Genomic DNA, 17,415 nt, shown 5'->3' with positions numbered 1-17,415 from the left:
CGCCCCATGCTCGACACTCTGATCGCCGGCCTGCTCCGAGGGAACGTCTACGCCCTCGGAGCGGTCGGCATCTCGCTCGTCTTCGGCGTCATGAACGTCGTGAACTTCGCGCAGTTCTCGTTCTTCGGGCTCGGCGCGATGCTGGCCTGGTTCTTCGTGGTGCAGCTGCAGCAGCCGTTCTGGATCGCCCTGCCGCTCGTGCTCGCGATCTGCGCCCTGCTGGGCCTGGTCATCAACATCGCGGTCGTGCGTCCGCTTGCGAAGTACCTGCCGCTCGCGGCCATGCTGTCCACGTACGCGGTCGCGCAGATCCTCGACAACGGATCCCAGCTCGCGTTCTCCGCGCAGTTCCGCTCGTTCCCGCAGGTGCTGCCCACCTCGAACCTGCACATCGGGAACATGCGCTTCGGCACCTCGGATCTGGTGATGCTGGGCATCACGGCGGTCGTCATGATCGCGATGTCGCTCTTCCTCAAATACGGCCGGGCGGGGCGGGCGATCCGCGCCACCGCGCAGGACCAGGAAGCCGCCCTGCAGATGGGGATCCCGGTCGGATCCGTGCAGAACGTCTCCTTCGTCATCGCATCGGGGCTCGGCGGTCTCGCCGGCATCTTCTTCTCGCTCTACATCGGGGTCGTGAACCCCGTCTCCGGTCTGAACATCGGCATGACCGCGTTCGTCGCGGCCGCGCTCGGCGGCCTCGGATCCCTCGTCGGCGCCGTCGTCGGCGGATTCGTGCTGGGGATCCTGGAGGCGTTCGGGATCTACTGGTTCGGCGACGCCGCGCGCCAGATCATCGTGTTCGTCGTGCTGCTCGTGGTGCTGATCGTGCGCCCCGGCGGCCTGCTCGGCAAGGTGCCGCTCATCTCGACCGAGCCGCTCACGGGCACGTTCCTGGGCAAGGGGCGCCCGCTGCGGATCCCGCGGTGGGTGTGGATCGCCGCGTTCGTCGTGCTCGGTGTGCTCGTGCCGATCCTCGCCGACACCTACGTGCTCACGACCGGCACCCAGGTGCTCGTCTACGCCATCATCGCCGCCGGCTTCACGGTCACGGCGGGACAGGCGGGCGTGCTCGCGCTCGGGCAGGCAGGCCCCATCGCCATCGGCGCCTACCTCTCGGCGCTGCTCAGCGTGCACCTGCACCTGTCGTTCTGGCTCGCGCTGCCGATCGCGGGCATCGGAGCGGCGGTCATCGCTTCGATCCTGGCTTCGCCGATCTGGGGTGTGAAGGGCCACTACATCTCGATCGCCACGCTCGGACTCGGCATCGCGATCGTGGCCCTGATCCAGCTCATCGTGCCGCAGGGCATCTACGGCATCCCCGTGCCGTCCATCGCCGGCATCGACCTGAACACCCCGCTCGCGTACTACCTCATCGACTTCGTCGTGTTGGCGCTCACCCTGCTGGTGATGTGGCGCATCAGGCGCTCCCATCTCGGGAAGGTGATCTCCTCGGTCGGATCCGATGAGGTCGCCGCCCTCGCCTCGGGAGTGCGGGTGCGCGACTACAAGGCCCTGGCGTTCGCGATCTCGGCGTTCTTCGCCGGCATCGGCGGATCGCTCCTCGCGCATCAGTACACCTACATCGACACCACGATGTTCACGATGCTGATGTCGCTGCTCGTGGTCACGATCGTGATCCTCGGCGGCGTCGGTCTGCCCTACGGCGCGGTCGTCGGATCGATCGTGCTGATCGGCGCGATGGAGCTGCTACGGTTCACGCCGGAGTGGCGGATCATCGTGTACGGCCTCGTGCTCATCCTCGTCGTGCGCTTCCGGCCCGGCGGCGTCCTGGTGAGGAACTCATGACCGCCGCACTGCTCGACGTCACCGGCCTGGAGCGCCACTTCGACGGCGTGCGCGCCGTCGACGGCGTCACGTTCCAGGTGCAGCCGGGAGAGGTCGTGTCGATCATCGGACCCAATGGATCCGGCAAGACGACGACGCTCAACCTCGTTACCGGAACGATCCCGGCGCACGGCGGCACGATCGCGCTGGACGGAGCACGCATCGACCACGCGAGCACGGTTGACATCGCCGAGCACGGCATCGCGCGCACGTTCCAGAACGGCCGCGTGTTCGCCACCCTCTCGGTGGCCGACAACATCGAGGTCGGGATCCATTCCCAGCTGCGCGCGCACCGGCCGTTCCGCCGTCTCTCGCACGTCTTCCTGCTGCGCTGGATCCCACTGCTCGCCGAGCTGTTCGTCGCGGTGTTCGGCGCCCCGGCGGCACGGCGGGAGCGGGCCGAGATCGACGCGGTCATCGACCTCGAGGTCGACCGGTTCGAATCCCGGCTCGGGCCGCGGCGTGATGACCCGGCCTACACGCTGAGCTACGCGAACCGCCGGCGCACCGAGATCGCCCGCGCGCTGGCGCTGCAGCCGAAGCTGCTCGTGCTCGACGAGCCGACGGCCGGCATGAACCAGTCCGAGACCGCCGAGGTGCTCGCGCAGCTGCTCGAGCTCAAGGCCGCAGGGCAGGCGATCCTCCTCGTCGAGCACAAGCTCGATCTGGTGATGACGGTCTCCGACCGGGTGATCGTGATGGACGGCGGCCGGATCATCGCCGAGGGCGACCCGCAGAGCGTGCGCACCGACCCGGCCGTGATCGAGGCCTATCTCGGCCGGCGGCGGGAAGCTCCGGGGTCGTTGAGCGAGGACGGCGAAGCCGACCGAGACGAAACGCGGCCACCACGCGGGCGCGACGTTTCGTCTCGCTCCGCTCGCTCAACGACCCCGGGCGCGGACTCCGGCGAGGAGGGATCCGCATGACCGCCCTGCTGAGCCTGGACGCGGTGGACGTCTACTACGGTCCCTTCCATGCGCTGCGCGGGGTGTCGATCGAGGTCGGCGAGGGCGAGATCGTGTCGCTGCTTGGCGGCAACGCCTCGGGCAAGTCGACCACGATGAAGTCGATCCTCGGACTGAACAGGGTCAAGGACGGGCGTATCGCATTCGCGGGCGCCGACATCACCCAACGCTCCACCGCCAAGCGCGTGCGTGCGGGGATCGCGAGCGTGCCCGAGGCGAGGCGCGTCTTCCCGCAGATGACCGTGGACGAGAACCTGTATGCCGGGGCGTACACGCGCCGTGATCGTGCCGGGATCGCCGACGACATCGAGCGGATGCGCGAGCACTTCCCGCGGCTCGCGGAACGCCGCCGGCAGGAGGCGGGCACGCTCTCGGGCGGCGAGCAGCAGATGCTCGCGTTCGCGCGGGCGCTGATGAGCCGGCCGCGGCTGATCTGCATGGACGAGCCCACGATGGGACTCTCGCCCAAGCTCGTGGACCAGGTGCTCGACGAGATCGCCCGGCTCAACCGCGAGCTCGGCGTCGCGGTGCTGCTGGTGGAGCAGCAGGCGGAGCTCGCCCTGTCGATCGCGTCCCGCGGGTACGTCCTGGCGACGGGCGAGATCGTCGCTGAGGGGTCGGCGCAGGAGCTGCTGCACGACCCCCGCATTCAAGAGGCCTACCTCGGAAGGAGCGGCTCATGACCGCACAGGCTGGTTCCGCACGCGTGTCCTCGACACGACCCAGACTCGGATTCTTCACCCGAGTGCTCGACGACGCCCCGGCCGCCGAGCGCTATCGGCTCGCCCTGGAGCAGATCCGCACGGCGGAACGGCTCGGCTTCGACTCCGCCTGGGTGGCGCAGCACCACTTCCATGAGGCGGAGGGCGGGCTGCCGTCGCCGTTCGTGTTCCTCGCGCACGCCGCCGCGCAGACGACGAGCATCGTCCTGGGTACGAGCATCGTGACGCTGCCGCTGGAGGAACCGCTGCGCGTCGCGGAGGACGCGGCCGTGCTGTCGCTGATCAGCGACGGACGCTTCGAGCTCGGTGTCGGCAGCGGCGGCACGCCCAGCTCGTTCCCGCCGTTCGGGCACGACCCCAAGGAGCGCGGCGCGATCTACGGGCGCCATCTCGCCCGCCTGCACGAAGCCCTCCGCGGAGACCAGCTGACGGCCGACGGGGGCAGCCTCTACCCGGCCGTGCCCGAGCTCCTCGACACGCTCTGGCAGGCCACCTTCTCGCCCGAGGGCGCCGCGCGCATCGGTGCGGCCGGATCCGGCCTCATGCTGTCGAAGTCGCAGCCGCACACCGCCGGATCCGGTGCGACCGCACTCGCCGACACGCAGCGGCTCGTCATCGACGCGTACGAGGCGGCACTGCCGGACGGTGTCTCGTCGCGCACGTTCGCCTCGCGCGGACTTGTCGTGGTCGACGACGAGGCCGACGTCGCCGCGCTCCTGGCACGCGGGATCGAGCGCTCGCTGCCCGCGGCCCGCCCCATGGGCATCGCGATCCCGGACGGGGCGAGCGACGAGGAGCTGCGGATCCTGTTCGACCTGCACGTCGGCACTCCGGAGCAGATCATCGAGGAGCTCGCGCAGGACCACGTGCTCGCCTCGGCCACCGACATCGTGTTCCAGTCGCACCCGGTCGATCCGCCGCACGCCGTGCTGCTGCGCTCGCTCGAGCTGATCGCCACCCGGGTCGCCCCGGCGCTGGGGTGGAGCCCGGCGGTCCCTGAGCCCGTCGAAGGGCCCGAGCCGCTCGATGCGGACGACGCCATCCTGACCATCCCGGAGGAGACCCATGTCTGATTTGATCGACGACCTCGTCGGCATCGTCCCGGGCAGCCCGCTCGATGCGCTGCGCGCCAAGCGCCCCGTCGCGCGCAGCGACGCCCAGGCGACGTACGACGGGCTCATCACAACGCCCGCCGACCTCGACCGGGCGACTGTGGCGGAGCGCGCGGCCCTGGGCTACTGGGTCGCCGCGCTCAGCCGTGCGGACGGTCTCGCCGGCCACTACCGAGCGCTGCTCGAGGCCGCGGATCCCGGCGTGCGCGCGGCGATCGACGCGGCGCTGCCGGAGGCGCTCACGACCGGTCCGTACGGGGCGTATCCGGAGGGACCGCTCAGCGTCGAGGATGAGGACGGCCTGCACTGGGTCGCGCCGCCCTCGCTCCGCGACGCGATCGGATCCCGCCTGAGCGCGGCCCTCGAGCACGCGCACCTGCTCACATACCGTCCCCGCGATTCGAGTCCGGACGCGCTGCAGACGCTGCTGGATGCGGGCTGGAGCACCGACGGCGTCGTCACGGTGTCGCAGCTCGTCGCGTTCACCCACTTCCAGCTCCGCGTGATCGCGGGACTCAGCGTGCTCAAGGAGGCGATCTGACATGGCAGAGCAGGTTCTGCGTCACCCCGAGGTGACCCCGCCGCACGTCTTCACGCAGGAAGAGCTCGGCTGGGTGCCGTGGCTCGAGCCGAAGCCTGAGGACGAGCTGACCGAAGACGACTACACCGCCCTCGTCGAGCGCTCCCGCGCCGCGAGCCCGTACTTCCGTCTGCTCGTGCGCGATCCCGTGGTGCTCGGCGCGCGCACCCGCGCCGACAACGACATCTTCTACAACACCGACGCCGGTCTCGGCCGGGCCGAGCGCGAGATCTCCGCCGCCGCGGCCTCGCGGGTCAACGGCTGCCTGTTCTGCGCCTCGGTGCACTCCCGCTTCGCGACGATCCAGGCGCCCTCGCGCCGCGACGACGTGCAGCGGCTGCTGGACGAGGGCATCGACGGCGAGCAGGACGAGCGCTGGACCGCGATCATCGAGGCGGCGGCCGCGCTGACGGCCACCCCGTCGCGGTTCGGGGAGGCGCACGTGCAGGCGCTGCGCGCGGCGGGCCTGGACGACCAGGCGATCGTCGACGTGGTGCAGAGCGCGTCGTTCTTCAACTGGGCGAACCGCCTCATGCTGTCGCTCGGCGAGCCGACGCCGCCCGCGCCGAAGGCCTGATCCGGACAGCGTTCCGGATCCGCGTTTCCCTCCCCGCATCGTCTTTCCCTCCCCGCATCGTCTTTCCCTCCCCGCAGAGGCGCGTCTAGGGGGAGGGAAAGACAGCACGGGGAGGGAAACGCAGGCCAGCCGGGCCGGGCCACGACGGATCCGGGCTGCAGGGCTACTTCTTCTGCGGGGCGAACGGCGTGCCCAGCGTCGCAGCGAGGGCCTGGAAGATCCGGGTCGCGGGGGAACTGCAGGGCAGATCCGTCGGGTTGTCGGTGAGGGTGCGGGCGTCGCTCGGGCAGTCGCCTGAGGGGATGTCGCTGTTCACCATCGTGATGATCGTGGTGTCGTCCTTGGTGTTGTAGAACATGGCCGTGTTGTAGCCCGGGAGTTCTCCGGTGTGGCCGACCCAGCCGTTCTGGCAGCCCCAGCCGATGCCGTAGCCGCCGTTGCCGGGACCGTTGAACTCGCGGAACGACGTGAGCCGCTCGATCTGGTCCTTCGCCGGTACGAGTCCCGCTCCCGTCGCCTCCGCACGGCCGTACTTCAGCAGGTCCGGTGCGCTGGAGATCAGCTCGCCGGCCGTCCAGCCCCAGGAGGGGTTCCAGTTCGTCGTGTTCGCCGGGTTCTCCGGGGTGCCGTGTCCGCCCTGCAGCGTGAAGCCCTGGGCGTGCGGATCCGGGAATGCGGCGGATCCAGCCGGGAAGATCGTGTGCGTCAGGCCCAGGGGAGTGAGGATCTTCTCCACGAGCACGTCCTGAAAGCTCTGGCCCGTGACCTTCTGGATGACCAGGCCCAGCAGGATCGTGTTGGTGTTCGAGTAGTCGAACGCGGTCCCGGGCGCGAAGTCCTGCGGCGGGAGTGAGATGCCAGCCTTGAGCAGCTCCTGCGGCTTCCAGACCCGGTCCGTCTCCGAGAAGAAGATCTTCTGCCAGGCCGGGTCCTTCGTGTAGCTGGTGATCGAGCTGGTCATGTCCGCGAGCATGCGGATCGTGACCTCGTCGCCGCGCGGGACGCCGTCGACGTACTTCGAGATCGTGTCGTCGAGGCTGAGCTTGCCCTCGGCGGCGAGCTGCGTCGTGAGGGTGCCGGTGAAGGTCTTCGTGATGGATCCGACGCGCTGGTAGACGTCGGTCGTCATCGGAGTGCCGGCGGCCGGATCCGCCACGCCGTACGCCTTCAGGAACAGCCCCTTCGGCGACTGCACGGCCACGACGGCCCCCTTCGACGAGGTCTGTGCGAAGGCGTCCTGCGAGGTCTTGTCGATCGTCGCGGTGAGGTCGTCGGGAAGCACCGACGACGGGAGGTCCGCGGTGCGCGCCACCACGGCCGAGGGGTCGGCGACGCAGGTCGAGACCGCCGGCACCGTCGATGAGGGGGTTCCGGCGCCGGTCGAGGTCGGTCCGGTCGAGGGCTGTGCGGAGCAGCCGGCGAGCACGAGCAGGGCGGCCGCGAGCGCGATCGGCCGTGCGAGACGAGCGGTGACCATGGCGGAGCTCCTTCGGGCAGATCGATCCTTCCCCCAAGGAGACCCTGGCACCGGCGGCACCCGGGAGGAATAGACGTAGGCCCATTCCGCCGCAGGCGCGGCCCCGGGAGACTGGTGGTCGCATGGGGATGCTCGAGGGGGAGAGACGAGGGTCGGATCCGCACGCGCGGTGGACCGGGTGCGCGATGAGGAGGCTCACGATGGCGGCTGACGAGATGCGGCCGGGAGCAGCGACGCGCGTGCGCCCACCGCAGGGCGATGACACCGCGACCTACGGCGTGACGCAGCTGCGTGGATCCGTCCCCGTCTCTCTCGACGACCACTTCCGGATCGGATCCCACACGAAGACGATGCCCGGAACCGCCGACGGGCGCCCGCCCGCCGCCATGATCGCCACATCACTCATGAAGAGCATCTACATCTACGGAGGTTGAGACGATGCCGTCCTCCCGCACGGTCCCGCCGGCTCTGCGCCGGGCGTTCGCGCTCGCCGCGGTGACCGCGGCTCTCATCCTGGCCGGCTGCTCCGGTCCCTCCGGCGCCGCACCTGGAACCGCCTCGCCGTCGCCGTCCACGTCCCCGGCCGGATGCGTCGCGGATCCCGCCCGGACCATCGCCGCGAAGCCCGGCGCGAAGACGATGTCGCCCCTGTCCGCGGAGACCGTCGCGAAGCTCGACGCGGTGGCGGCGAAGGCCTTCGCCCTCGGCGCCTCCCCGGGTGCGGTCGTCGGCGTGCGCACGCCCGAGGGCACCTGGACCAAGGCCTACGGGAACGCCGATCTGGCCGGGACCCCGATGCAGGTCGGCATGTACACCCGCATTGCGTCGCTCACGAAGATGTACACGGCGACGATCGTGCTGCAGCTCGCACAGGAGGGCAGGCTGAAGCTCGACGACACCATCGGGAAGTACGTGGACGGGATCCCGAACGGCGACACCATCACACTCACGCAGCTCGCCGACATGACCAGCGGTGTCGCGAGCTACACCATGAACGCGAAGCTCCTGGAGAAGTACTTCGCGGATCCGACCGCGGTCTACACGCCCGAGGAGGTCATCCAGGCGGGTGCCGCCGTCTCACCCCTGTTCCCTCCGGGGGAGGGGTTCGCCTACTCGAACACCAACACGGTGCTGCTCGGGAAGGTGATCGAGAAGGTGACCGGCCAGGACGTCGGCCGGCTGATGCAGACGCGGATCTTCGATCCGCTGCACCTGGCGCACACGTCGTGGCCCGGAACCTCGGCCGCGCTGCCGGAGCCGTACGCACGCGGGTACACGCTGAACGGCAACAGTGCGACCCCGGACGCCCCGGCCGACTCCACGGACTGGAATCCGTCATGGAGCTTCACGGCCGGCGAGATCATCTCCGACATCGACGACCTGCTGACCATGGGGCGCGCACTCGGCACCGGCCAGGGGCTGGTCGATGGGAAGACGCAGACCCTGCGACTGACCTCGTTCTCGGACATCGGGTACGGCTTCGGGCTGAGCTGCTCGCAGGGGTGGGTCGGCCACACCGGCGACCTCTCCGGCTACAACACCTCGCTCTTCTACGACACGGCGACGGACACAACGGTCGCCGTGCAGACCAACAGCGACATCGCGTCGGGCGGCTGCACCACCTCGCCCACCCTCACCGACGACCCGGGCGACGCGATCTGCCAGACGCCTGCGGTGCGGCTCCTGGTCGCCCTCACCGGCGAGCTGGGCACCGCCTACGTCCCGCCGCCGCGGAAGTAGTGCCGACCCGCTGCGTCGTCAGTGCGGGCCCTGGGGTCGTTGAGCGAGGACGGCGAAGCAAACCGAGACGAAACGCGGTGCCCGTCGGTGAGGGCCGTCCGTGAGGGCATCGCGTTTCGTCTCGCTCCTCGCGATGCTCGGTGCTCGCTCAACGACCCCGAGGGGGGTAGGGACTCCTCCTCACCGGTACTCCTCCGCCACCGAGGCGAGGAAACGCAGCACCGCGAGAACGCGACGGTGGTCGTCGCCGTCGACCGAAAGCCCGAGCGCGGTGTAGATGTGCGAGGTGTGCTGCACGACGGCCTTCTCGGAGAGGAACAGGTCCGTCGCGATCCGCGCGTTGCTGCGTCCCTCCGCCATGAGCGAGAGCACCTCGAGCTGGCGCGGCGTGAGGGATCCGACGGCTCCACTCGCGCGGCTCGCCCGCGTGACCAGCACCGAAACGACCTCCGGATCCAGGGCCGTGCCGCCCGCGGCCACCCGGCGGAGGTCGGCGGTGAAGGTCGTGACGTCGGCGATGCGCTGCTTGAGCAGATACCCGAATCCGCCGCTGTTCTGGTCGAGCAGCTCCGTCGCATAGCGGCGCTGCACGTACTGCGAGAGCACGACGACCGGGATCCCGGGATGCGCCTCGCGGATCCGCAGCGCGGCGATCAGCCCCTCGTCGGTGTGCGTCGGGGGCATCCGGATGTCGGTGATCACCAGCTCCGGCGCGAGCAGCTCGACCTGCGCCAGCAGCGCCTCGGCGTCGCCGACGGCCGCCACGACCTCGAAGCCGTCCTGTGCGAGCAGGTGCCGCAGCCCCTCGCGCAGCAGCACCTCGTCCTCGCCGATGATCACGCGCATGGCAGCTCCACCTTCACTTCGGTGCCGTGTCCTGGATCCGATCGCATCCGCAGGCTGCCGCCGAGCGCGTCGACGCGGTCGAGAAGGCCGCGCAGGCCCGCACCGCGGTCGACGCTCGCCCCGCCCACGCCGTTGTCGCGGACGAGGATGTGCAGCAGGCCGCTTTCGACGTGCAGGGTGACCCGCACTCGCGACGCCTTCGAGTGCTTGACCGTGTTCGTCAGTGCCTCGGCGACGATGAAGTAGGCGGTGTGCGCGGTCGTCGACGAGATCGTGGCGTCGTCGATGTTGGCCTCCAGCGTCGCGGGGATCGCCAGCCGGTCGACGAGGTCCTCCGCTGCGGCGGTCAGCCCGCGCTCGGTGAGGGTGACCGGCAGCACGTTGTGCACGAGGCGGCGCAGATCGGCCGCGGCCTCGTCGATCCCGTGCCGCAGCCGCGCCGATGCCTCGCTCGTCGCCGGGCCGGCATCGGGGGCGTTCGCGATGGTCTGCGCCGCGAGGGCGAGCAGCACGAGCTGCACCTGGATGCCGTCGTGCAGATCCTGCGCGATCCGCGAGCGCTCCCGGTCGGCGGTCTCGACGAGGCGGATCCGCGACTGCGTGAGCGCATCGTTGCTCGCGAGCAGCTCCGCGGTGAGTCGCTCGCGGTCGATCGCGATGGCGAGCACGTCGCCCGCACGTCGCACGGGCGCCGGATCCGCGGTCATCCGGGTGTCGTAGACGATCGCGCCGACGAGACGCGAGTCGACGCGGATCTCGCACCAGCCCCGGTCCGGTCCGCGCTGGGCGGGGTCGACCGGCGCGCCCGTCTCGTCGACGTACTCGCCGCGTTCGGTGGCCCAGTACACGACGCGCAGCGAGTCGTCGCCGAGAGTGCCGGCCAGGGCGCGGGCGACGGCCGGTCCGCCCGCGCCGGTGATGCCGAGCCAGGCGCTCAGCGGCTCCAGGTCGCCGGTGCGGCGGAACCCGCCGAGCAGCACCCCGAGCAGGAAGGCGATGGGGATCGCCGCCGAGACGATGAGCTGCGTCACGCCGCCGATCGCCGGATCCCACCCGAATGCGCCGACGATCGTGGGCGCGAAGGCGAGCAGCAGCACGGCCACGATGCCGTAGCCGAACAGGGGCAGCAGCGCGCGCCGGTGGCCCGGGTCGGCGACGACGAGACGCCGGGTCAGCACGACGGCCGTGAGCACCATCACCGTGATCCCGAGCGTCTTCTGCACGGCGGCGACGATCGGGACGGCGGCCGGCGCGGACGCCGAGAGCAGCACGAGCGCGAGCTGGAAGACCGGGCACGCCACCCAGCCCAGCACCACGGTCGTGATCGAGAGCCGCCCGCGCAGGCGCCCGGACGGGAACGCATGCAGCAGATGCATCGTCATGGCGAGCGGGCTCGTCGCGAAGATCGCGCTCAGCACTGAGAGCGCGTCGACGCCGAGGTTGACGAGCCCGGCGAGGAACAATGCGATGCCACCGACCACCAGCAGCAGGCCGGTGTTGTTGTGCGGGCGGCGCCACCAGGCGAGCACGCCTGCGGCGACCCAGATCCAGAACACCCCGGTGAACAGCGCCACCACCCAGAGCGTGTCAGGTGTGCGCAGCCCGATGCCCAGTTCGACAGCGCCGAGGAGGAAGGCGAAGACCGCGATCATGACGAGGGCCGCGGGCAGCGGGCGGTCGGAGCCGCCTCGGTGCACGGTGGAGGACGGGTCGACGGTCGCCGGATCCGCCATCGCCTCTCCTTCTTCACCGCTCCTTCTTCGCCGCTCGCGGCGCGCACGACGTGCACACCCCATGATGTCGCGCGGCACGGTGCGGTGACCATGGGCCTGGGTCCCGTGCGGGGAGGGGCGCGCGTACCTGCTTGGAGTGGCGGCCCGCTGCGTTCACCTCCCCGGAGCGCCTTCGCCCCCTCGTGCTGACGTCCGCCAGAGGGGGTGAAGACGGTGAAAGGGGGTGAAGAGATACCGGGAGCAGACCTCCTCGCGGTCAGACGAGCAACGACCGGATCCCCTCGCGCTCAGGCGAAGCGAACGGTCTGCTGGATCCGCGTGCGCAGGTCGAACAGCTCGGTGCCGCCGATCGTGCGGGATCCGGGTACGCCGGCGCGGAGCAGCGGGCGCAGCGCGCTGCGGCGAACGACCACGACGGTCGTGCCGCGGATCGCACCGAGAGGCGTGGTCGCCTGCGCCAGGTCATCGTCGGGGAGCACCAGGATCGCCCCGCCGAAGCGCACCCGGGCCGCGCGCGCGATCGTGCGCACCTGCGTCACGAGGGCGGTGATCGGTGCGCGGGACCCGGCGCCGGATGCGATGACCTCGCCGGCGCGGAAGCGCGCGATCTCGCCGAAGTCGGCCGACATCAGGCCGTAGAGCCCGCTCGGCCCGAGCACGATGTGGTCGAGGGTATCGGGCGACGGGGCCTCGCCGCCGACCGTGGCCGCGCCGGCCGGGACGGCCACGTCGTGCCAGGCCGTGAAACCCATGCCCAGGTCCGCGACGGCGCGCGCGGTGTGCTCCTCGGCGAGGGCGTTCGCGAGTATCCGGCGCAGCTCGCGGGGGACCGTGCGCACGAACGCGGGGTCGTACGGATCCGGCACTTCGGATCCGGCCCAGGCATGCACCTGCGCGACGTAGTGACGCCGCCGGCTCGCGCCCGCCTCGCCGTAGGCCTTCGCACGCGGGCGTGTATCGGTGCGCGCGGCCGGAGCGCGCCAGCCGTCCCACGCGACCTCGTCGATGGCGAATCCGTGCCCGCGGTCGTAGGCGGCGCGCAGCTCCGGGGTGCCGACGAGCTCCCAGGCGCGCTGCACCTGGATGAACACGGTCGCGTCGCCGCCCGTGTCGGGGTGCGTGCGGCGCAGCTGCAGTCGGTAGGCGCGGCGCAGCTCCTCGTGGTCGACGCTCGCGCCGACGCCGAGCACCTCGTACGCGGAGGCCGAGAGCGGACTGTCGAACATCGCCCTCCTCAGGTGGTCCGCGGCGGTGGAACAGCGGAGTACAGGGTATCCGGTCCGATGTCGGAGGCTGCTCGTAGCCTCGAGACGACGACGAGAGGATCCGCCATGGCGATGATCGACCCCGCGACGCCCACCGGCTATACGACCGTCGCGCCCTGGGTGGTGACCGACGACACCGGCGCGCTCCTCGACTTCATCACGGGCGCGTTCGAGGGGGAGGAGCTCGCCCGTGTGCAGACCCAGGACGGCTCGGTCGGGCACGGCGAGATCCGCGTCGGTGACACCGTGGTGCTCGCCTTCGACCGGCGTGACGAGTGGCCGGTGATGCCGAGTCTGCTGCGCGTCTGGGTGGCCGACGCCGACGCGGCATTCGCCCGGGCTCTGGATCGCGGCGCGACGGTGGTGACCGAGCTCGGTGACAACGCGTTCGGGCAGCGCGGCGGGCGTGTGAAGGATCCGTTCGGCAACATCTGGTGGATCACCGCCCAGGTCGAAGACGTGCCGGAAGAGGTCATGTGGCAGCGTCTGCAGGAACCGCGCTATGCCGAGAACATGCGTTATGCGCAGGAGTCGCTCGACGCCGCGCTGACCGGGTCGGCGTCCGGCTGGAGCAGCGCCCCGGTGCGTTCCGACGACCAGGGGTGAGTCCCCGGTCGCGGTGGGTCGATGTGGGAGCGCAGGCCTGGACCGCACCCGGGTAGCATTCCCCGGGTGAGATCCCCGATGAGCCCGGACCATCCGCTGCAGCAGGACTACGAGGTGCGCTTCGACTGGGCGCGCGAGGGCCTGCGCTCGATCGCACAGGGGGCAGGCGTCATCGTCGTGATCGACGCGATCTCGTTCACGACGACCGTGGAGCGGGCCGTGACCGAGGGGCTCGAGGTGCAGCCGTTCCCCGGTACGCGCGTCGAGGCCGAGCGCATCGCGGCTGAGCACGGCTTCGGAGAGGCCCGTCTTGCGGGACCGCGCGGGGGAGCGGGGGTGACGCTGTCGCCGTCGAGCCTCACCGCCGAGAACGTCGCAGCCTTCGGTGCGACCCGAGCCGTGGTGCCGTCGTTCAACGGCTCGCGGCTGTCGGCGGCGGCCGCGGGGTTCGGTGTGCCGGTGCTCGCCGCATCGCTGCGCAACCGCTCCGCCGTCGCGCAGTGGATCCTCGACCATCAGCACGCCGTCGGGCGCCGGGTCAAGGTCGCCGTGGTCGCGGGCGGCGAGGTGCGCGACGACGAGACGGTGCGGTTCTCCGTCGAGGACATGCTCACCGCCGGCGCCGTGATCGATGCCCTGGGCGCGCTCGGCATCGACGCCTGCTCACCCGAAGCCGCCGCGGCCTGCGCCGCGTACACCGGCCTGGCCCGGGCGACCCGGCACCTGTTCACGGCCTCGTCGAGCGGCGTCGAGCTGCGTGACGAGGGGCAGGGCGCGGACGTCGAACTCGCCGCGCAGACGGATGTGTCCACGACGGTCCCGGTGCTCGTGGACGGGGTGTTCCGGGCGGTGGATCCGGCGGCTCGCGCCTGACCCGGTCCCCGCTCGTCCTCGATCCCCGATCCGCGGCTCATCCCCGATTCCACCGCGTTTCCCTCCTCGTAGCGCCTTTCCCTCCCCGCAGAAGCGCCTCTCAGGGGAGGGGACGACGGCCAGGGGAGGGAAACGCATGGATGGGGGCCAGACTGGAGACACCCCGATCCGCCGAGGAGTAATCGCATGCCCGCCACTCTGACCTCGCCGTTGGACGAGGCCGCGCTCGGGCCCGACGTCCGGGTGGCCTCGCGCACGATCGACCGGTTCGCCCGGGCGCACGACGCCTCGCACTACCTCCTGGTGCCCGACGCGGTGCTCGTTCCCCAGGACGCAGCGGCCGTCGCCCGGGTCTTCGCCGCCGTGCGCGCGGCGGGGCGCAGCCTCACCTTCCGCTCGGGTGGCACGAGCCTCAGCGGACAGGGCGTGACGGGGGACGTCATGGTGGATACGCGCTCGGCGTTCCGCGGCATCCGCGTCGCCGACGACGGCACCTGGATCGCCGCGAAGCCCGGTGCCACCGTGCGCCAGGTGAACACGCGGCTGGCCCGCTTCGGGCGCAAGCTCGGGCCGGATCCGGCGAGTGAGATCGCGTGCACGATCGGCGGCGTGGTCGCCGACAACTCGAGCGGCATGGCCTGCGGGATCGTGGAGAACTCGTACCGCACGATCGAGTCGATGCTGCTGGTGCTGCCGAGCGGCACGATCCTCGACACCGCCGCACCCGACGCCCTGGCACAGCTGCGCGATCGAGAGCCCGAGATCGTCCGGGGTCTGCAGCACCTCCGCGACCGTCTGCGCGGGGATCCGGCCCTGAGCGCCGAGGTCGCGCGCCAGTTCTCGATGAAGAACACAATGGGATACGGCCTCAACTCCCTCCTCGACTTCGACGATCCGGTGCGGATCCTGGAGCACCTCGTGATCGGATCCGAGGGGACGCTCGCGTTCGTGGCGGAGGCGCGGTTCCGCACGATCCCGATCCAGCCGGCGATCTCGACCGGGCTGCTGGTGTTCGACACGCTCTCCGACGCGATGGCGGCGCTACCCGGCCTGACCTCGCTCGGACTCGCGACGATCGAGCTCCTGGACGCGGCGTCGTTGCGGGTCGCGCAGAGACTGAGCACGGTGCCGGAGGTGATCGCGGGGATCGACGTGCAGGGGCACGCGGCGCTGCTGATCGAGGTGCACGCCGCGGATGCCGACGCGCTGGCCGCGGGCACGGCGGCGGCGCTCGCGCATGTCGCGTCCCTGCCGCTCACGACCCCGGCACGCATGACCGAGGATCCGGTCGAGCGCGGGGAGCTCTGGACCGTCCGCAAGGGGCTGTACACGGCGGTCGCGGGAGCCCGCCCGTCGGGCACGACGGCACTGCTCGAGGACATCGCGGTGCCGGTCGAGCGCCTGCTCGGCGTGTGCGAGGGCCTCACCGCGCTGTTCGAGAAGCACCGCTATGAGGGCTGCGTGATCTTCGGGCACGCGAAGGACGGCAACGTGCACTTCCTCATCAACGAGCGCTTCGACGATCCTGAGGCGCTGCGCCGCTACGAAGCCTTCACCGAGGACCTGGTCGCGCTCGTGCTCGCCCAGGGCGGCACGCTCAAGGCCGAGCACGGCACCGGGCGCATCATGGCTCCCTTCGTGCGCCGGCAGTACGGCGACGTGCTCACCGACATGATGTGGGAGATCAAGGGGCTCGTGGATCCGGACGGGATCCTCAACCCGGGCGTCATACTGTCGGACGACGCCGGCTCGTACCTCGCCGATCTCAAACTCGTGCCGACGGTGGAGGGTGAGGTCGACCGCTGCGTCGAATGCGGGTACTGCGAGCCGACCTGCCCCAGCAAGGACGTCACGCTCACCCCGCGGCAGCGCATCGTGCTGCGCCGCGACATGACGGCCGCTCTGCACCGCGGCGAGGTCGACGTGGCCGCCGAGATCGCGCGGGACTACGACTACGACGCCGTGCAGACCTGTGCCGTCGACGGCATGTGCGGGGTCGCCTGCCCCGTCGACATCAACACCGGCGATCTCGTGCGTCGGCTGCGGGCCGAGGAGGCGGGCCGGCTCGAACAGGGCGTGTGGAACGTCGCCGCGAAGGGCTGGGGCGCGATCACCCGTGGCGGCGGCTTCGCGTTGAACGTCGCTGACGCCCTGCCGGCACCACTCGTGACAAGCGTGACCAAGGCCGCCCGCGCCGTGCTCGGCGCCGACACCGTGCCGCTGTACGACGCGCGTCTCCCCGGCGGAGGAACGCGCGCGCTGCAGGCTCAGAAACCGGCCGATGCGGAGGCCGTGCTGTTCGGATCCTGCATCGGCACGATGTTCGGCGCGGAGCAGGACGCCGACGGCGTGCACGGCGAGGGATCGCGTGAGGCCGTGCGGCTGCTGCTGGAGCGTGCCGGGATCGCGTACGTTGTGCCGCCGGATGCGGGCGGGCTCTGCTGCGGCACCCCGTGGAAGTCCAAGGGCCAGCTCGATGGCTACGCCACCATGACCGAGCGCGTGCTGCCGGCGCTCTGGGCAGCGAGCCGCAACGGTGCCCTGCCCGTGGTCTGCGACGCCGCCTCCTGCACGGAGGGGCTGCACGTGATGCTGGCGAAGGCCGTCGCGGAGCGCCCGGAGTACGCCGCGCTGCGGATCGAGGACGCAACGACCTTCCTCGCGCGGGAAGTCCTGCCGAAGCTGACCGTGCGGGAGCGGATTCGCTCCGTCGCGGTGCATCCGACCTGCTCGACCACGCAGCTCGATGCGAACGATGCCCTGCGCGCGCTCGCCGCGGCCGTCGCCGACGAGGTGTACGTGCCCGAGGGCTGGGGCTGCTGCGCGTTCGCGGGCGACCGCGGCATGCTGCACCCCGAGCTGACCTCGAGCGCCACCGCGGTCGAGGCCGCCGAGGTCGCGACGGCCGACGCCCTGCGCGGTGGCTTCGACGCTTACGTCTCGGCGAACCGCACCTGCGAGCTCGGAATGAGCCGCGCCACCGGCCGGCCGTACCGGCACGTGGTCGAGGTGCTGGAGGAGCTTACCCGGGCCTGAGGAGGGCGGCGGGGACGAGGGGGTCGTGGCGCCTC

At 70.9% G+C, this 17,415-nt stretch carries 15 protein-coding genes; 11 read left to right on the top strand and 4 right to left on the bottom strand.

The window, feature by feature from the left end; genetic code table 11:
* The first annotated feature begins 6 nt into the window (after positions 1–6).
* From AC1DCT_RS10685 to AC1DCT_RS10660, 6 genes are read left to right on the top strand one after another with little or no spacing between them, the layout of a single operon-like run.
* Positions 7–1,809 carry an ABC transporter permease gene (locus AC1DCT_RS10685; RefSeq protein WP_477429090.1) on the top strand — a complete coding sequence of 601 codons (1,803 nt, stop codon included), beginning with the start codon at positions 7–9 and terminating at the stop codon, positions 1,807–1,809.
* Complete coding sequence (locus tag AC1DCT_RS10680; protein ID WP_477429088.1) at positions 1,806–2,774, top strand: ABC transporter ATP-binding protein; 969 nt, start codon at positions 1,806–1,808, stop codon at positions 2,772–2,774. The genes AC1DCT_RS10685 and AC1DCT_RS10680 overlap by 4 nt, the downstream gene beginning before the upstream one ends.
* On the top strand, positions 2,771–3,496 hold the full coding sequence (locus tag AC1DCT_RS10675) for an ABC transporter ATP-binding protein (RefSeq protein ID WP_477429086.1): 726 nt from the start codon (positions 2,771–2,773) through the stop codon (positions 3,494–3,496). The genes AC1DCT_RS10680 and AC1DCT_RS10675 overlap by 4 nt, the downstream gene beginning before the upstream one ends.
* Entirely contained in the window at positions 3,493–4,608 is a 1,116-nt protein-coding gene (locus AC1DCT_RS10670; RefSeq protein ID WP_477429084.1) for a putative FMN-dependent luciferase-like monooxygenase, read from the top strand. Before AC1DCT_RS10675 ends, AC1DCT_RS10670 begins: the two co-directional genes overlap by 4 nt.
* Positions 4,601–5,188 carry a CMD domain protein gene (locus AC1DCT_RS10665; RefSeq protein WP_477429082.1) on the top strand — a complete coding sequence of 196 codons (588 nt, stop codon included), beginning with the start codon at positions 4,601–4,603 and terminating at the stop codon, positions 5,186–5,188. The genes AC1DCT_RS10670 and AC1DCT_RS10665 overlap by 8 nt, the downstream gene beginning before the upstream one ends.
* A gap of 1 nt (position 5,189) precedes the next feature.
* Positions 5,190–5,804: an alkylhydroperoxidase domain protein gene (locus tag AC1DCT_RS10660; protein ID WP_441978151.1), complete on the top strand. Its 615-nt coding sequence runs from the start codon at positions 5,190–5,192 to the stop codon at positions 5,802–5,804.
* 163 nt (positions 5,805–5,967) lie between these two features.
* Here AC1DCT_RS10660 and AC1DCT_RS10655 read toward each other — a convergent pair whose 3' ends face one another.
* Positions 5,968–7,281 (bottom strand): serine hydrolase domain-containing protein, encoded by a 1,314-nt coding sequence (locus AC1DCT_RS10655; protein ID WP_441978152.1) that lies wholly within the window; start codon positions 7,279–7,281, stop codon positions 5,968–5,970.
* 200 nt (positions 7,282–7,481) lie between these two features.
* Between AC1DCT_RS10655 and AC1DCT_RS10650 the strand changes: the two genes are divergently transcribed.
* Together AC1DCT_RS10650 and AC1DCT_RS10645 are read left to right on the top strand one after the other, a co-directional pair.
* Positions 7,482–7,715 carry a hypothetical protein gene (locus tag AC1DCT_RS10650; protein WP_477429080.1) on the top strand — a complete coding sequence of 78 codons (234 nt, stop codon included), beginning with the start codon at positions 7,482–7,484 and terminating at the stop codon, positions 7,713–7,715.
* 4 nt (positions 7,716–7,719) lie between these two features.
* Positions 7,720–9,021: a serine hydrolase domain-containing protein gene (locus AC1DCT_RS10645; protein ID WP_477429078.1), complete on the top strand. Its 1,302-nt coding sequence runs from the start codon at positions 7,720–7,722 to the stop codon at positions 9,019–9,021.
* 180 nt (positions 9,022–9,201) lie between these two features.
* On the opposite strand, the gene AC1DCT_RS10640 is transcribed toward AC1DCT_RS10645, so the two are convergent.
* The 3 genes from AC1DCT_RS10640 to AC1DCT_RS10630 all read right to left on the bottom strand — a co-directional run bounded on the left by AC1DCT_RS10640 (position 9,202) and on the right by AC1DCT_RS10630 (position 12,826).
* On the bottom strand, positions 9,202–9,867 hold the full coding sequence (locus tag AC1DCT_RS10640) for a response regulator (protein ID WP_477429076.1): 666 nt from the start codon (positions 9,865–9,867) through the stop codon (positions 9,202–9,204).
* Positions 9,858–11,600 (bottom strand): sensor histidine kinase, encoded by a 1,743-nt coding sequence (locus AC1DCT_RS10635; protein ID WP_477429074.1) that lies wholly within the window; start codon positions 11,598–11,600, stop codon positions 9,858–9,860. The genes AC1DCT_RS10640 and AC1DCT_RS10635 overlap by 10 nt, the downstream gene beginning before the upstream one ends.
* A 287-nt stretch (positions 11,601–11,887) precedes the next feature.
* Positions 11,888–12,826 (bottom strand): J domain-containing protein, encoded by a 939-nt coding sequence (locus AC1DCT_RS10630; RefSeq protein ID WP_477429072.1) that lies wholly within the window; start codon positions 12,824–12,826, stop codon positions 11,888–11,890.
* A 105-nt stretch (positions 12,827–12,931) separates the two neighbouring features.
* On the opposite strand from AC1DCT_RS10630, the gene AC1DCT_RS10625 reads away from it, so the two are divergent.
* From AC1DCT_RS10625 to AC1DCT_RS10615, 3 genes are all read left to right on the top strand, one after another.
* On the top strand, positions 12,932–13,471 hold the full coding sequence (locus AC1DCT_RS10625; protein ID WP_477429070.1) for a VOC family protein: 540 nt from the start codon (positions 12,932–12,934) through the stop codon (positions 13,469–13,471).
* Between the two features lie 66 nt (positions 13,472–13,537).
* The gene (locus tag AC1DCT_RS10620) at positions 13,538–14,344 is read left to right on the top strand and encodes a 2-phosphosulfolactate phosphatase (RefSeq protein WP_441978157.1); all 807 of its coding nucleotides are present in this window, start codon (positions 13,538–13,540) and stop codon (positions 14,342–14,344) included.
* Positions 14,345–14,530: 186 nt separating this feature from the next.
* The gene (locus tag AC1DCT_RS10615; protein WP_477429068.1) at positions 14,531–17,380 is read left to right on the top strand and encodes an FAD-binding and (Fe-S)-binding domain-containing protein; all 2,850 of its coding nucleotides are present in this window, start codon (positions 14,531–14,533) and stop codon (positions 17,378–17,380) included.
* Positions 17,381–17,415: the final 35 nt, after the last annotated feature.

The sequence above is a fragment of the Microbacterium sp. 10L49 genome, assembly GCF_056395125.1.
Note: the sequence above shows the minus strand (reverse complement) of the source record. Positions and strands in the feature narration are given on the sequence as shown.

Coding starts and splice junctions, on each gene's coding strand:
- AC1DCT_RS10685 (WP_477429090.1), top strand. CDS start 7: ATGCTCGACACTCTGATCGCCGGCCTGCTCCGAGGGAACGTCTACGCC.
- AC1DCT_RS10680 (WP_477429088.1), top strand. CDS start 1,806: ATGACCGCCGCACTGCTCGACGTCACCGGCCTGGAGCGCCACTTCGAC.
- AC1DCT_RS10675 (WP_477429086.1), top strand. CDS start 2,771: ATGACCGCCCTGCTGAGCCTGGACGCGGTGGACGTCTACTACGGTCCC.
- AC1DCT_RS10670 (WP_477429084.1), top strand. CDS start 3,493: ATGACCGCACAGGCTGGTTCCGCACGCGTGTCCTCGACACGACCCAGA.
- AC1DCT_RS10665 (WP_477429082.1), top strand. CDS start 4,601: ATGTCTGATTTGATCGACGACCTCGTCGGCATCGTCCCGGGCAGCCCG.
- AC1DCT_RS10660 (WP_441978151.1), top strand. CDS start 5,190: ATGGCAGAGCAGGTTCTGCGTCACCCCGAGGTGACCCCGCCGCACGTC.
- AC1DCT_RS10655 (WP_441978152.1), bottom strand. CDS start 7,281: ATGGTCACCGCTCGTCTCGCACGGCCGATCGCGCTCGCGGCCGCCCTG.
- AC1DCT_RS10650 (WP_477429080.1), top strand. CDS start 7,482: ATGGCGGCTGACGAGATGCGGCCGGGAGCAGCGACGCGCGTGCGCCCA.
- AC1DCT_RS10645 (WP_477429078.1), top strand. CDS start 7,720: ATGCCGTCCTCCCGCACGGTCCCGCCGGCTCTGCGCCGGGCGTTCGCG.
- AC1DCT_RS10640 (WP_477429076.1), bottom strand. CDS start 9,867: ATGCGCGTGATCATCGGCGAGGACGAGGTGCTGCTGCGCGAGGGGCTG.
- AC1DCT_RS10635 (WP_477429074.1), bottom strand. CDS start 11,600: ATGGCGGATCCGGCGACCGTCGACCCGTCCTCCACCGTGCACCGAGGC.
- AC1DCT_RS10630 (WP_477429072.1), bottom strand. CDS start 12,826: ATGTTCGACAGTCCGCTCTCGGCCTCCGCGTACGAGGTGCTCGGCGTC.
- AC1DCT_RS10625 (WP_477429070.1), top strand. CDS start 12,932: ATGGCGATGATCGACCCCGCGACGCCCACCGGCTATACGACCGTCGCG.
- AC1DCT_RS10615 (WP_477429068.1), top strand. CDS start 14,531: ATGCCCGCCACTCTGACCTCGCCGTTGGACGAGGCCGCGCTCGGGCCC.